This is a genomic window from Pseudoalteromonas sp. CnMc7-15, from assembly GCF_022347925.1.
In the GTDB taxonomy this organism is placed as follows: domain Bacteria; phylum Pseudomonadota; class Gammaproteobacteria; order Enterobacterales; family Alteromonadaceae; genus Pseudoalteromonas; species Pseudoalteromonas ruthenica.
On sequence record NZ_JAKRFT010000009.1, the window covers coordinates 13,962 to 28,734 of the forward strand.

The following is a 14,773-nucleotide window of genomic DNA, read 5'->3' on the forward strand; positions in this document are numbered from 1 at the left end:
TCTTAGTCCTCTACGTTCAAGCCCATTGCACGCGCAGAACCTGCGATAGTGCGTACCGCAGCGTCCATATCAGCCGCTGTAAGGTCAGGTTTCTTCATCTCAACGATCTCTTCAAGTTGAGCACGAGTAACTGTACCCACTTTTTCAGTGTTAGGACGGCCTGAACCAGACTTAATGCCTGCAGCTTTCTTAAGTAGGTAAGCAGCAGGTGGCGTTTTCATGTCAAACGTGAAAGAACGGTCATTGTAAACAGAGATGATTACAGGAACCGGAGCGCCTTTCTCTAGAGACTCTGTACGAGCGTTGAACGCTTTACAGAATTCCATGATGTTTACACCGTGTTGACCTAGAGCAGGACCTACTGGTGGACTAGGGTTAGCCATACCAGCAGCAACTTGTAGCTTGATTAAAGCTTCAACTTTTTTAGCCATGATTATACCTCGTTAGGTGGGTCTTAGCCTCGTGCGCGCGAGGACGCGTACTCAAACGGCTTCCCAATTAATAAAAAACCTATTTTGCAGCCAGCATTTTCAGCTGCTACAAAAAGGCCGCTGATTATAAGTTAGTCAGCGGCCTTTTTCAACATTAGTTTGCGTGTTTTACGAGCAACTTACTTGTCTTGTTCAACCTGACCAAATTCAAGTTCAACAGGGGTAGAACGACCGAAGATAAGTACTGATACTTTCAAGCGGCTTTTCTCGTAATCCACTTCTTCAACCACACCGTTGAAATCAGCAAATGGGCCATCAATAACACGAACCACTTCACCTGCTTCAAACAAGGTGGCTGGCTTCGGCGCTTCAGCATTTTCTTCGAGACGATTAAGAATGCGGTCGGCTTCGCGCTTGCTGATTGGTGCTGGACGATCAGAAGTACCACCAATGAAACCCATCACGCGAGGGGTGCTGTTCACTAGGTGCCAGCTCTCATCATTCATGTCCATTTCTACCAGTACGTAACCTGGGAAAAATTTACGTTCTGATTTGCGCTTTTGACCGGCGCGCATTTCCACTACTTCTTCAGTTGGCACCAACACCTCTCCAAAGCTATCTTCAAGGCCTTGGATTTTGATGTGCTCTTTGATGGTTTGCGCAACACGCTTCTCAAAACCTGAGAAAGCCTGGATTACATACCAACGTAATTTCTTTTCTTTGTTCTCATCCGTCATGGGATTAGATCTCCAATCCAGTTAAAAAGCCCACTAGGCGGAATAAAATTCCGTCCAATCCCCACAAGATAAGCGCCATAATCACTGTTGCGATCATCACGATAAATGTTGTGTGTGTGGTTTCTTGGCGTGTTGGCCAAACAACTTTGCGTACTTCGATGCGAGCTTCTTTCGCAAACGAGATGAAGGAGCGACCTTTGCCTGTCGTTGCCGCAATACCCAGGGCAACGGCGATTGCAGCAACCACGCCAATAGCTCGAATTAACGCAGACTCTTCACCATACATGGTGTTGCCTACTACTGCTGCTGCCAGCAACGCAATGGCGATAAGCCATTTTACCAAGTCCATCGGGCTTGACGAGTTTTCTACATTTGCACTCATAATCCTAATACCTTAAATACAGACACAACAACCCCGTCACACGACAGGGTAAATCTATCCAAATCTAACCTTAAAAACATGCTTTAAAACAGATTTTTAGACTTAGACTTGTCTGTGAAAAGTGGCAGGGGCGGAGAGATTCGAACTCCCAACCGTCGGTTTTGGAGACCGCTGTTCTACCAATTGGAACTACGCCCCTGCAAAGTGGATGCCCATTATACTGACCAGTGACGCTAAAACAAGAGCAAAACAAAGGCCATCGAAAATTAATTTAGTGGTCGTGGCTGTGATTTATTTAGCGCTATAAAGCTGTAGTGGCTCATGCGTGCCTTGCCAGTCGGTTAATAGCCAAATTTGTTCGAATGGATGACCAAGGGCAAGGACCAACTGCGGCTTTACTTCAAGAAAGTCTTGATGATGCCAAAGCGTGCTAGCATTACGAATTAGCAGCCATACGCGCTTGCTGTCATAACGTTTGGCGGCCTTGGCACTGAGTAGTTTAGAGAGTGCATAGCGCAGCTGCTCTGTATCTGGGTTTAGTGCCAACTGCGCCAGTTGGCGTTGTATATCAAGGCTCAAAGGTCGACCAAGCACGGCCATCGCTTCATGCTCGTTGGCATACAAATGCGCAATCTCTATATCTAAGCGCTCACTTTCCATGTAGCAACTGACATCGGGCTTCGCTGGTTGATTGTGCCAAATATGGCGCATCGGAATATGATAATAGCGCTCATAGGCGCGCAGAAAGCGTCGCGCAGCATCATGCTCTAGCGCTATTTTTTCCGCTTCACTGTCACTCATAACACTTTGTACAACTCACCCAGTAATGATGATGCCCCGAAACGAAAGTTAAAAGGCGTCAACCATGCTCCACCCATAGTGTTTACCGCCATATCCAGATATAACTGCGCTTGGCTTAGGTTTTTTACGCCACCAGAGACTTTAACACCCACTGCTCGTTCACTGTGCGCAACTTCGTCAAAAATCACCGCGACGGCCTCTGGCGTCGCGTTGATCGCCACTTTCCCGGTGCTGGTTTTAATAAAGTCGGCGCCGCCGGCTATGGCAATGCGACTGGCAATACGTACTTGCGACAAGCTCAATTCGCCACTTTCAATAATCACCTTTAGCTTCGCTTTATTGGCACAGAGTTCACGGCTTTGACGTACATAATCCAAAGCTTTTTGCTCGTCGCCCTGCTGCAACGCTCGATAAGGTAGCACCAAGTCAATTTCATTGGTGCCTAATTGCAGCGCTTCGCGCGTCTGCGCCAAAACAGTGGTCAAATCCTCGTCACCAGTTGGAAAGTTGGTCACTGTGGCCAACGGAATTTGTTGTAAGTTGCGATTATCGAGCTCGCGACGGGTTAGCTGCAACCATTGTGGGTAGACGCACAGCGCTGCAGGCAGTGCATAAGCGGTATTAATTTGCGCCACGAATTGACACATTGCATCCTCACTGTCGTGCTCTTGCAATCGGGTGTAATCTAAACAAGCGAGCGCTAACTGCGCATCGTGAACGTCACTCATGGTCATCTCCTGGTCCTGCGCTTAGTGATTATATCGCCGTTATCGCTTTCAATTTTATCACTTTAATCTACTTAAAATAGCGCCTTAATATTGATTTTCATTGCCTTAAGCCATTTCACAAGTCGGCATATAACTTTTAGATATATAAGCTTGGAACAAATTATTTTTTAACCGTTAATGCTGCCTATATCCTTGCATTCTCCAAGCTCAATAAAACATTGTCGCTTTCGGTGTTAACAAATTAGGTGGTGTGCGGTGCAATATTTACCCATTTTTACAAAACTTGATGACAAGCCGGTACTCGTGATCGGCGGCGGCGAGGTCGCACTGCGTAAGTCACAAGCTTTCCTCAAAGCACGCGCTAAAGTTACGGTTATTGCACCTGAGTTTTGCGCTGAACTTGAAGCCCTTGCAAAGCAGCAAAAATTAACGTTGCAAAGAGCTTATTTTCAGCCAGAGCAAGTGCTTGGCTATATGTTGATTATTGCTGCTACTGATAACGATACCGTAAATACCCAAGTATTCGAAGCCGCTGAACAGCATAATATTTTCGTTAATGTTGTCGACGATCAACCTAAATGCCGGTTTATTTTTCCCTCTATCGTGGATAGAGATCCAATCACCATTGCCATTTCCAGTGCAGGAACTGCGCCGGTATTGGCTCGCCGACTACGGGAAAAGTTGGAAACGCTAATTCCTCAGCATATAGGCGCATTGGCCAAATTAGTAGGTAGTTTCCGAAAACAAGTAAAGCAACGTTTTACAAGCTTTGATGATCGCCGTCAATTTTGGGAACGGGTGTTTGATTCCAATGTCGTAAGCACCGTGCAAAAAGGCAATATCGAACAAGCCAGTGACGAGCTTACCACCATGCTTGATGACAACCTACCACCTCAAGGCGAAGTATTTGTAGTTGGCGCAGGCCCTGGCGATCCTGAGTTATTGACCCTCAAAGCCCTGCAATTGATGCAGCAAGCCGATGTGGTGGTATATGACTACTTGGTATCAGATGAAATTATGGAGCTTGTGCGGCGCGACGCTGAGCTCATATGCGTGGGCAAACGCGCTGGCGACCACAGTGTGCCACAAGAGCGCACTAATGAGCTGCTCGTTGAGTTGGCACAACAAGGTAAGAAGGTCTGCCGCATTAAGGGCGGTGACCCCTTTATTTATGGTCGTGGTGGTGAGGAAGTACAGGTGCTAGCCAGTCACGGTGTAAGCTACCAAATTGTACCTGGTATCACTGCAGCAGCAGGGTGCAGCGCCTATGCGGGCATCCCGCTGACACATCGCGACCATGCTCAGGCCATCCAATTTGTCACCGGACACTGCAAAAAAGATGGTCAAGAACTGGATTGGCCCTCTTTGGCTAAACCCAATCAAACTTTGGCTATCTATATGGGTGTGATTAAGTCACCGCATATTCAAAGCCAGCTGCTGGCTCATGGGCGCAGTGCTACTACTCCTGTGGCGATAGTAGAAAATGGCACGCGCAAAGAGCAGCGTGTAATCACCGGGCAGCTGGCGCAGCTCAGCGAACTGATTGAAACACATGCGATTCAATCCCCAGCGTTATTAATAATTGGCGAGGTCGCTTCGCTACATCAGCAACTTGCGTGGTTCGGTAAAACAACGCAAACTAGCAGTTTTGCTCAGCCTCTCACTGATGTGGCCTAACCCTTGGTATTAACAGGTTTATCTAGAAATTAGTAGGACGGAAGCTATGGCTTTAACCCATCTTCAGCAACTTGAGGCTGAAAGTATCAAAATCATCCGCGAGGTTGCGGCTGAGTTTGACAACCCGGTGATGCTTTACTCCATTGGTAAAGACTCATCGGTGTTACTCCATTTAGCACGTAAGGCGTTTTATCCAGCCAAGATCCCCTTCCCTTTGCTGCATGTAGACACCAACTGGAAGTTTCGGGAAATGATTGCCTTTCGCGATCGCATGGCCAAAGAATATGGCTTTGACTTGCTAGTGCATAAAAACCCTGAGGGCTTGGCGATGAATATCAGCCCCTTTGAGCACGGTTCGGCCAAGCACACTGACATAATGAAGACTCAAGGTTTGAAACAAGCCTTGAATCAATACGGGTTCGACGCCGCCTTCGGTGGCGCTCGCCGTGATGAAGAGAAATCGCGTGCCAAAGAGCGAGTTTATTCATTCCGCGACAAGCATCACAGATGGGACCCAAAAAACCAGCGTCCAGAACTATGGAGCACTTTCAATGGTGAAGTAAACCAAGGTGAAAGTATTCGTGTATTCCCACTTTCAAATTGGACCGAGCTGGATATTTGGCAATATATCTACCAAGAAAACATCGAGATTGTGCCGCTGTACCTAGCAAAAGAGCGTCCGGTGGTCGAACGTGACGGCACCCTAATCATGGTGGACGATGAACGTATGCCTCTTAATGAAGGTGAACAGCCACAAATGAAGTCGGTCCGTTTCCGTACCTTAGGCTGCTACCCTCTGACTGGAGCAGTCGAGTCGACGGCTGACTCACTAACGGGGATCATCGAGGAGATGCTGCTATCAACCTCATCAGAGCGTGAGGGTCGGGTCATTGACCATGATTCAGCAGGGTCTATGGAGAAGAAAAAGCGTGAGGGGTATTTCTAATGTCAGCAACTGCTAATGAAGTCAAAGAGCTAGGCATCGAAGCCTATCTAGCACGTCAACAAGACAAAAGTTTATTGCGTTTATTAACTTGTGGCAGTGTCGATGACGGTAAATCAACCTTAATTGGTCGTTTGCTACATGATAGTCACCAAATCTATGAAGATCAGTTAGCCGCACTGCATAAAGACAATGAGAAAGTTGGGAATGCGGGTGAAGAGCTTGATTTAGCGCTGTTAGTCGATGGCTTGCAAGCTGAGCGCGAGCAAGGTATTACCATTGACGTGGCCTATCGTTACTTCTCTACCGCCAAGCGTAAGTTCATCATTGCCGACACTCCAGGGCATGAACAGTACACCCGCAACATGGTAACGGGTGCATCAACCAGCGATCTTGCTGTCATTCTGGTTGATGCTCGCTATGGCGTGCAAGTGCAAACCAAACGCCACAGCTTTATCTGTGACTCACTAGGCATTGAACAGTTCGTAGTCGCGATTAACAAAATGGATATTGTCGACTTTGATGAAACTGTTTATGAAAAAATTAAGGCGGACTATTTAAAATTTGCTGAGCAACTTAATGTTAAAGACATTAAGTTCGTACCAATGTCGGCGCTTAAAGGCGATAACGTGGTTACCCGCTCAGAGCATACTCCTTACTACACCGACAAACCGCTACTAGAGCTGTTAGAAGACTCGCCTGCAGCAGCGACCGATAACGGCTTTGAGCCACGGTTACCGGTGCAATATGTAGTACGTCCGAACCTTGACTTTAGGGGCTTCCAAGGAACCATTACGTCAGGACAATTTAAAGTTGGTGATGCCGTAAAAGTGTTGCCTTCAGGTAAAATATCCAGCGTCAAGGAGCTGGTCACTTTCAATGGTCACCTTGATCATGCTGAGGCAGGTCAAGCTATCACTATGACTTTGAACGATGAAATTGACGTAAGCCGTGGGGATGTCATTGTGCCTGCGCACTCGAGTGCGCAAGCAACCAACCAACTGCAAGCAAAATTGGTATGGATGCACGAGCAACCCTTAGAGCTGGGTAAAACCTATAATTTCAAGCTAGGTACTAAAAAAACCGCAGCGGTGGTGTCACGCATTGACCACACCATTGACGTCAACACGCTAGAAAAGGGTCAAGCTGAGAGCTTACAGCTCAACGAAATTGCCATCGTCACGTTGGAGTTAACCGAGCCAATGATGGCCGATATTTATCGTGATAACCGCGAAACCGGCGCCTTTATTCTTATTGATCGTCTCAGTAACCTGACCGTGGGAGCGGGAATGGTCGAGCAAGTGCTAGCGGCTCAAACGTCTCAGCATAACGCTCAGTACAGCGATTTTGAAATCGAGTTCAATGCCTTAGTACGTAAGCACTTCCCGCATTGGCAAGCCATCGATATTAGCAAGTTGAAATAAACGATGGATGTGGTCTTTTATGCAGCAATTATAGTCGCGTTGTTTGCCGGGTTGGTACTGACTCATGTACGCCCAGCAACACTCTTTTTCGCTGCATTATTAGGCTGCTATGTGTTGGGGTATATTGATACCCCAACATTACTTGGCAACTTTACTAATACTGGTTTAGTCACTCTGGTGTTGTTGATGTTGGTGTCTATCGCCTTGGAACGCACGTCGCTGTTACAGCACGTTGCTAAAGGTATCGTCAGCCCATCATTGCGAGCCAGTATTGTTAAAGTAAGCACCGTGACCGCTGCCGCCTCGGCTTTTTTGAATAACACCGCCGTAGTCGCTTCATTGGTGGGGCCCCTTACTCGCAATAAGTATCACGCACCTTCTAAGCTACTTATCCCGCTATCCTATGCTGCCATTTTAGGAGGAACGACCACGCTTATTGGTACCTCAACAAACCTCATTGTGAATAGCTTTACGCAGCAGTATGACGGCTTCAACCTCGCCATGTTTAGCTTTTTACCCATAGGTATCGCAGTGACCTTAAGTGGAATAGCCGTGCTGATTTTGTGTCGGCGACTACTGCCAAACTACCCAAGGGTAGAAGGTGAGCACAAAGAGTATCTCCTTGAAGCAAAGGTCAATGCAGACTCACCACTCATTGGTAAAACCATAGAAAAAAATGGCTTGCGAGATCTTGATGGCCTGTTTCTGGTTGAGATTGTCCGCGAGCGACGGTTGATAAGCCCCGTACGGCCAGAGAATAAAGTGCGGGCTGGCGATAAGCTTATTTTTACCGGTCATGTGCACAGCGTCGCCGCCTTACAGCGCATCCCGGGCTTAACTTTATTTGCCGACAGCAATGGACTATTGAGCTCGAACCTACAAGAAGTGATTGTCACACACACCTCAACGCTTGTGGGACGAACCTTAAAAGCAACGGGCTTTCGTGCGAAGTTCGACGCCGCTGTCGTGGCTATTCACCGCAATGGTGAGCGCCTCTCCGGTAAGCTTGGCGAAGTGACAATCCGCCCGGGCGACCGCTTTATGCTCGCAGTCGGTCATGATTTTCATAATCGCTCCAACCTGGATAAAAACTTTTACTTCGTCAGTGAACATGAGGTTGATAAAACCTATGGCCGTAAAAGTGAAGCCACTTTATTGGCAGGGTTTGCCGCTGTTATCGCCCTGGCGGCGACGGGGACGATTGCCTTGGTGCAAGGGCTATTGCTGTTTATTGCCTTGCTTTTAGCCACTAAGGTGCTTGATGGTCAAGAGCTCAAAAGGCGCTTTCCTTTTGAGTTAGTCATTATTATTGCCTCAGCACTGGGCTTAGCTCACGCTTTCAGTGGCTCCGGAGCAGAGCAAGCCTTACAACAATGGTTGGCTGGCTACAGCGCACTCACACCGTTTGTCGCGCTTATAGTGGTGTATGTGATCACCGTGGTGATGACTGAGCTCATCACCAATAATGCCGCTGCGGCGCTGATGTTTCCATTGGCCTATGGCTTAGCCAGCTCCTTGGAGGTGAATTTGATGCCCTTTGCCATGGCTGTTGCTTATGGCGCTAGTGCCGCATTTATAAGCCCTTATAGTTATCAAACTAATATGATTGTAATGAATGCGGGGCAGTATCGCTTTGCCGATTTTGCCCGCATAGGCGTGATCATGTCTATCGCCTATGCGGTGGTAGTGCTCAGCCTCATTACTTATGTCTTTCCGTTTTAATATCGAGACCGAGAAATGGACGAAAACATTGTGTGGCACCACCATGGTGTCGATAAAGCCAAGCGCCAACAGCTTAACAAGCATAAAAGTTGCATTATTTGGTTTACTGGCTTTTCAGGCTCAGGAAAAAGCACCATCGCCGGAGCCTTAGAGTCAGCGCTTTATCATTTAGGTCATCATACTTACTTACTGGATGGTGATAATGTTCGCCATGGTTTGTGTGGTGATTTAGGATTTAGCGATGCTGATCGTAAGGAAAATATCCGCCGTGTCGGCGAAAGTGCCAAACTCATGGTAGATGCGGGTTTGTTGGTACTGACCGCCTTTATTTCTCCCTTTCAAGCTGAGCGTGATATGGTTCGTAACCTAGTGCAAGAGCATGAGTTTATTGAGGTATACCTTGATACGCCATTGGCAACCTGCGAACAGCGCGATCCAAAAGGCTTATATAAAAAGGCCCGTGCTGGAGAAATTGCCCACTTTACAGGCATTGACTCCGATTATGAAATTCCGCAGCATCCCGAGCTCACACTAAATACCGCTGAGTTGGATGTACAAGCATGTGTCGCCCAGCTCATTGCCCATTTACGTACCCGAAATATCATAGGCTAGAGTATGAACCCTCCAGAGTTGCTAGAAAATATCCTCGACCTTGCTCGTGACGCAGGCCAAGCTGCGATGACAATCTATAACAAAGATTTCGCCGTGGAGTATAAGGATGATAAAAGCCCGATCACTGATGCCGATTTAGCGGCTCACAAGGTGATCGTCGCAGGGCTTCAAGCACTGACTCCGGAGCTTCCCATTCTCAGTGAAGAAAACGCGGGTATTTCATGGCAGCAGCGCCAGCAGTGGCAACGTTACTGGCTCGTTGATCCTATCGACGGGACCAAAGAATTTATAAAGAAAAATGGTGAGTTTACAGTCAATATTGCGCTGATTGACAAGGGTGAGCCAGTACTGGGTGTCGTTGATGCACCCGCTCTGGGAGTCAGCTATCTTGCTGCAAAAGAGATTGGCGCCTTTAAACAACAAGGCGAAGAGCGCATTGAACTTAAAGTGACGGCAAAGCAAAACCAAGGGTTAATAAGAGTGGTCGGCAGTCGCTCGCACCCATCTGAGGAGTTAGCGCAATACCTTACTCAGTTCGATGAGGTGGATATGGTCGCTAAAGGCAGTTCGCTCAAGCTATGCCTAGTCGCCGAAGGAGAAGCTGATATATATCCACGTTTAGGGCCGACATCGGAGTGGGATACCGGCGCCGGGCACGCTGTTGCCGCAATTGCCGGAGCCCGGGTCACAACGATTGAAGGTGAGCCACTGCGCTACAACCAAAAAGACAGCTACCTTAATCCGTACTTCATCGTTAGCGCATTAAACGACTAATATCGTCTTTAATTCATATTAATAGCAACAAAGGTGCACTTGAATGCACCTTGTGTGCCTGGCAACGCTTTAAGTACATGCGCCGGGCGCTCACCCCGGTAGGTTACCCGCGTGGTACGCTCATAATGAAGGTGGGTATCAACGCCGCTATCGCTAGTTAACACCACACGGTCACCTTGGCGACGCCAAGTACCAGCGAGAGGTTTTGAGACAAAATCATCAAGCTGCCATCGACCCTCTGGCGTTAGCATTAACGTGCGATAAGGGGTGCAATCCTCGCTCTCCACATATAAAGGCAACCTTTGCTCTTTAGGTAACAATAAATAGACACCGATGTGCCCTTCATAATAAAACTGTTGCTGCTGAGCGAAACGCAGTTCGTCCACCTTGTAATAACCTGCGCTGCGCAGCGCATCCTTTACTAAGCCCAATAACTTGAAGTCAGCAAATGTTGGGCTCATGGTGATGCTTGCCTCATTGAACTCGCTCGGGGCAAGCACTCCTTGAGCAAAGTTAACCTTCAAGTTTTGATCAGCAAAATGCTGTGCTAGCTGCTGCTTTTGCTGCTTATCAAAACTCGGCGCGACTATATGAATGTGAGCACTTTGGCAGCCTGCCAAAACGAAAATACCGATAAATAGTAATAATTCCTTCATTACTCACCAATTGATTACACTTGTAATCAATTAATTTACAGCAATTAAAAAAGCAGCACAAGGTGCTGCTCGTATATAAACTCATTATTGTAGTGGCTAAAGGTTTACTGTGTTTACACCGTGATTCGCCAACCACTTATTGATGCTGTCTTTGTGATAAGTCACTTCTTTGAACAGCTTATGGTGGCAATAAGTAAGCTCAGCTTCGCCACTGTGCCCTTGGTACAGAATGCGGTTATGATTGTCATTAAAACGAGATAATAAAGTGAAGAGCAACTCACGTTGTGGCGAATTAGCCTTAATAGCACGTGTTAACGATGTACGGACTTGCTCTGCACTGCAATGGTCTGCAAATTTACTACTTAAAAGCTCTTCGAATACAGCTTGTCTTGCGCCCATTTTCTTAGCTCCATTTGTTAAAGTTGGTGGGCCATTACACCTACCTGAAATATTTGGCTGGCACTTACCAGCAAATACTGCGCCAAAATCTCAAAGCGCTATTTTAATAGGCCTCAATGGCACTTTCATGAAGGTCACAGCAGTTAGAGTGGTAAATTTTGCATGAGTTCAGTGCAAATTTTCTCATTGTGGTGCAGCCTATCGGGTATACTGTACGTAATAACGATTCGCTTTGGTTCAACTATGAATGACGACATGATTGAAGTGCAATTAGAGGAAGAGCCTATTGAGCTATGTAAGCTCTTAAAAGTGCTCGACTTAGCTGAAGGTGGTGGCCATGCTAAACTACTTATCGCCGACGGCTACGTAGGTGTTAACGGAGAGGTCTGCACACAAAAGCGCAAGAAAATGCGTGCAGGAGACACCTTATATTTCAATGGCGAGCTATTTGCGCTAAGCGCGGCAGAAAATATGGTGCAACGACAACCTAAGCCCCATCCAGAAGCTAAAACTCACACTCCTGCAAAAAAACAAAAAGCCAAAAAGCCACAACGGGATGAGCGCACCGGACGCAAGCCTATTTCTTTTGGATAACCCTAAGACCCCTTGAAAACATCCTTTTCTACCCCACTTCTAATTTATGACTAAAATTTAGTCATAACCAAGGGCATTATTCATGTTGGATCGCATCTTGCGTTACCCATGAAGGAATAATGGAAAAATAAAAGGGGTCACAATGAACAACAGCTTCAAAACGCTTGAACAGCTTACTGTTAATGCTGAGCAATATCATATCCACTCTCTTCGTCCGCTCGGTAATGCTGCGAAACGTTTACCATTTTCGTTGAAAATTTTACTCGAAAACCTCCTACGCCATGAAGATGGCGAAAACATTACCAAAGACGACATTCAAGCTCTGCTTGATTGGGACCCTAGTGCCAAGCCAAGTAAAGAAGTCGCGTTCACACCCGCTCGGGTAGTGATGCAAGACTTCACTGGTGTACCGGCTATCGTCGACTTAGCGGCCATGCGCGATGCCATGGAGCAATTAGGTGGCGACCCCAGCAAGATTAACCCGTTATCGCCGGCTGAGTTAGTCATTGATCACTCGGTCCAAGTTGATAGCTATGGTAAAGACGGTGCCTTTGATCTGAATGCCAAACTTGAATACGAGCGCAATAAAGAGCGCTATGAATTTTTACGTTGGGGACAAACTGCTTTTGATAACTTGAAAGTTGTGCCACCGGCAACCGGTATTGTTCACCAAGTTAACCTCGAATATTTAGCGCGCGTAGTGTTTACCAAAGAGGATAATGGCCAGCGCGTAGCGTACCCCGATAGCCTCGTGGGCACCGATTCACACACCACCATGATTAATGGCCTAGGTGTATTAGGTTGGGGTGTGGGCGGTATCGAAGCCGAAGCAGCGATGTTAGGCCAGCCAATAAGTCTCCTGATCCCACAAGTGATTGGCTTCAAACTCAAAGGCGCTCTACCCGAGGGCACCACTGCAACCGATTTAGTACTCACAGTGACACAGATGCTCAGAGAGAAAGGCGTCGTAGGTAAATTTGTGGAGTTCTACGGTGACGGCCTAGCAGATTTACCGCTCGCTGACCGCGCGACTATCGCTAATATGGCACCAGAGTATGGCGCCACCTGCGGTATCTTCCCGATTGACCAAGAAACACTAGAGTACCTTAAGCTCACAAATCGCAGCGATGAGCAAATCGAACTCATTGAGTCTTACGCCAAACATCAAGGCATGTGGCGAGAGCCAGGCGACGAACCCATGTACACCGACACCTTGGAGCTCGACTTAGGTGACGTTGTACCCAGCTTAGCAGGGCCAAAACGCCCACAAGACCGCATTCCGCTCAATGAGGCGGGTGACACCATCACCAAACACCTGCGCGGCTTTCAAGATGAACGCGCAGAGAAGAAAGCATTGGAAGTTGAAGACGAAGCTCGCATCGTTTCCGAAGGCGGCCAGCCGAAGCAGTCTAAAACTGAACCTGAGGTCACCGGTGTTGCCAAAGTAAACTACAAGGGTGAAGAATTCGAGTTAAACGATGGTGCCTGCGTCATCGCCGCGATCACTAGTTGTACTAATACCTCCAACCCCAGTGTCATTCTTGCTGCGGGCTTGGTAGCGAAAAAAGCCAAAGAGATGGGGCTAAACGTTAAGCCTTGGGTGAAGACGTCTTTAGCGCCAGGCTCTCAGGTGGTCACTGATTATCTGAAAAAGGCTGAATTAATGGACGACTTGGAAGCCCTTGGCTTTAACCTAGTAGGCTACGGGTGTACAACCTGCATCGGTAACTCTGGCCCGCTACCTGATGAAATTCAGGAAGCCGTTTCTCAGCACAAACTCGTGGTAAGCTCGATTCTTTCCGGTAACCGCAATTTCGAGGGTCGTATTCACCAAGATGTGAAGATGAACTTTTTGGCCTCGCCGCCCTTAGTCGTCGCTTATGCTATTGCCGGGCGCACCGATATAGATGTATACAACGAGCCACTGACGCAAGATAGCAATGGCGAAGATGTCTATCTAAAAGATATTTGGCCATCGGTTAGTGAGGTGGCGGAACTGGTGAAATCAACGGTTACCAAAGAAATGTTCGCGAAAAGCTATGCCGATGTCTACAAAGGCGACGAGCGCTGGCGAAATATCAAGGTACCCGAGGCCAAACGCTATGAGTGGAGTGACGACTCAACCTATATTCGTAAAGCGCCTTTCTTTGACAACATGAGTAAGGAAGCCCCAGGTATTCCAACCATTGAGGGTGCGCGCTGTCTAGCCAAGTTAGGCGATTCGGTGACCACCGACCATATCTCACCAGCAGGTGCCATCAAAGCCGATGCTCCCGCAGGTCAGTATTTACTTGAAAATGGCGTAGCTAAAGGCGACTTTAACTCCTACGGCTCACGTCGCGGTAACCACGAAGTAATGATGCGTGGCACCTTCGCTAATGTCCGTCTGCGCAATCAGCTTGCCCCCGGCACCGAGGGCGGAATTACTCGCACTCAACCCGAGGATGACATTGCCAGTATTTACGATGCCGCGATGCAGTACCAAGAGCAAGGCACGCCATTGGTCGTGCTTGCTGGCGCAGAGTACGGCACAGGCTCGTCGCGTGACTGGGCTGCAAAGGGCTCTTTATTGCTAGGCATAAAAGCCGTGATTGCAAAAAGCTACGAGCGTATACACCGTTCGAACCTAATCGGCATGGGCGTGCTACCCCTGCAATTTAAAGAAGGCGAAGGGCACGAAGAGCTGGGGCTTACCGGCAAAGAAACCTTCGATATTAATGGCCTATTCGATAAAGCCGATGAACTTGAGATTATAGCCACCGACGAGGATGGCAATAAAACCGAGTTTAAAGCCGATGTAAGAATAGACACGCCCAAAGAGTGGGATTACTACAAGCACGGTGGAATCTTGCAATACGTGCTGCGACAGATGGTTGCTTAAATGTATCAAGCC

Annotated in this window: 15 protein-coding genes and 1 tRNA gene; 8 read left to right on the plus strand and 8 right to left on the minus strand. The window is 47.7% G+C overall.

Annotated elements, in window-relative coordinates; translation table 11 throughout:
• Positions 1 to 2 precede the first annotated feature (2 nt).
• The 6 genes from rplK to deoC all read right to left on the minus strand — a co-directional run bounded on the left by rplK (position 3) and on the right by deoC (position 3,079).
• Complete coding sequence (gene rplK, locus MHM95_RS17860; RefSeq protein ID WP_022944291.1) at positions 3 to 431, minus strand: 50S ribosomal protein L11; 429 nt, start codon at positions 429 to 431, stop codon at positions 3 to 5.
• Positions 432 to 610: 179 nt separating this feature from the next.
• A complete protein-coding gene (nusG, locus tag MHM95_RS17865; protein WP_022944292.1) occupies positions 611 to 1,168 on the minus strand; it encodes a transcription termination/antitermination protein NusG in 558 nt (185 codons plus the stop codon).
• Between the two features lie 4 nt (positions 1,169 to 1,172).
• Positions 1,173 to 1,550: a preprotein translocase subunit SecE gene (gene secE / locus MHM95_RS17870; protein ID WP_022944293.1), complete on the minus strand. Its 378-nt coding sequence runs from the start codon at positions 1,548 to 1,550 to the stop codon at positions 1,173 to 1,175.
• Between the two features lie 122 nt (positions 1,551 to 1,672).
• Positions 1,673 to 1,749, minus strand: a tRNA-Trp gene (locus MHM95_RS17875).
• Between the two features lie 92 nt (positions 1,750 to 1,841).
• On the minus strand, positions 1,842 to 2,351 hold the full coding sequence (locus MHM95_RS17880) for a hypothetical protein (RefSeq protein WP_239385927.1): 510 nt from the start codon (positions 2,349 to 2,351) through the stop codon (positions 1,842 to 1,844).
• Positions 2,348 to 3,079 (minus strand): deoxyribose-phosphate aldolase, encoded by a 732-nt coding sequence (deoC, locus tag MHM95_RS17885; protein WP_239385928.1) that lies wholly within the window; start codon positions 3,077 to 3,079, stop codon positions 2,348 to 2,350. The genes MHM95_RS17880 and deoC overlap by 4 nt, the downstream gene beginning before the upstream one ends.
• Before the next feature lie 255 nt (positions 3,080 to 3,334).
• On the opposite strand from deoC, the gene cysG reads away from it, so the two are divergent.
• The 6 genes from cysG to cysQ are packed head-to-tail and all read left to right on the plus strand — an operon-like array spanning position 3,335 to position 10,231.
• The gene (gene cysG / locus MHM95_RS17890; protein ID WP_239385929.1) at positions 3,335 to 4,756 is read left to right on the plus strand and encodes a siroheme synthase CysG; all 1,422 of its coding nucleotides are present in this window, start codon (positions 3,335 to 3,337) and stop codon (positions 4,754 to 4,756) included.
• Positions 4,757 to 4,802: 46 nt separating this feature from the next.
• Positions 4,803 to 5,702, plus strand: coding sequence for a sulfate adenylyltransferase subunit CysD (gene cysD, locus MHM95_RS17895; protein WP_045979801.1), 900 nt, complete (start codon positions 4,803 to 4,805; stop codon positions 5,700 to 5,702).
• Positions 5,702 to 7,123 (plus strand): sulfate adenylyltransferase subunit CysN, encoded by a 1,422-nt coding sequence (gene cysN / locus MHM95_RS17900; protein WP_151173562.1) that lies wholly within the window; start codon positions 5,702 to 5,704, stop codon positions 7,121 to 7,123. The genes cysD and cysN overlap by 1 nt, the downstream gene beginning before the upstream one ends.
• Before the next feature lie 3 nt (positions 7,124 to 7,126).
• Positions 7,127 to 8,845 (plus strand): SLC13 family permease, encoded by a 1,719-nt coding sequence (locus MHM95_RS17905; RefSeq protein ID WP_152441333.1) that lies wholly within the window; start codon positions 7,127 to 7,129, stop codon positions 8,843 to 8,845.
• 15 nt (positions 8,846 to 8,860) lie between these two features.
• Entirely contained in the window at positions 8,861 to 9,457 is a 597-nt protein-coding gene (cysC, locus tag MHM95_RS17910) for an adenylyl-sulfate kinase (RefSeq protein ID WP_022944300.1), read from the plus strand.
• Positions 9,458 to 9,460: 3 nt separating this feature from the next.
• A complete protein-coding gene (cysQ, locus tag MHM95_RS17915; protein WP_239385930.1) occupies positions 9,461 to 10,231 on the plus strand; it encodes a 3'(2'),5'-bisphosphate nucleotidase CysQ in 771 nt (256 codons plus the stop codon).
• 8 nt (positions 10,232 to 10,239) lie between these two features.
• On the opposite strand, the gene MHM95_RS17920 is transcribed toward cysQ, so the two are convergent.
• On the minus strand, positions 10,240 to 10,887 hold the full coding sequence (locus MHM95_RS17920) for a hypothetical protein (RefSeq protein WP_239385931.1): 648 nt from the start codon (positions 10,885 to 10,887) through the stop codon (positions 10,240 to 10,242).
• 96 nt (positions 10,888 to 10,983) lie between these two features.
• Positions 10,984 to 11,286 (minus strand): hypothetical protein, encoded by a 303-nt coding sequence (locus tag MHM95_RS17925; RefSeq protein WP_022944303.1) that lies wholly within the window; start codon positions 11,284 to 11,286, stop codon positions 10,984 to 10,986.
• Positions 11,287 to 11,529: 243 nt separating this feature from the next.
• Between MHM95_RS17925 and MHM95_RS17930 the strand changes: the two genes are divergently transcribed.
• Together MHM95_RS17930 and acnA are read left to right on the plus strand one after the other, a co-directional pair.
• A complete protein-coding gene (locus MHM95_RS17930) occupies positions 11,530 to 11,880 on the plus strand; it encodes an RNA-binding S4 domain-containing protein (protein WP_045979796.1) in 351 nt (116 codons plus the stop codon).
• A 142-nt stretch (positions 11,881 to 12,022) separates the two neighbouring features.
• Positions 12,023 to 14,761: an aconitate hydratase AcnA gene (acnA, locus tag MHM95_RS17935; RefSeq protein WP_239385932.1), complete on the plus strand. Its 2,739-nt coding sequence runs from the start codon at positions 12,023 to 12,025 to the stop codon at positions 14,759 to 14,761.
• The last annotated feature ends 12 nt before the right edge of the window (positions 14,762 to 14,773 follow it).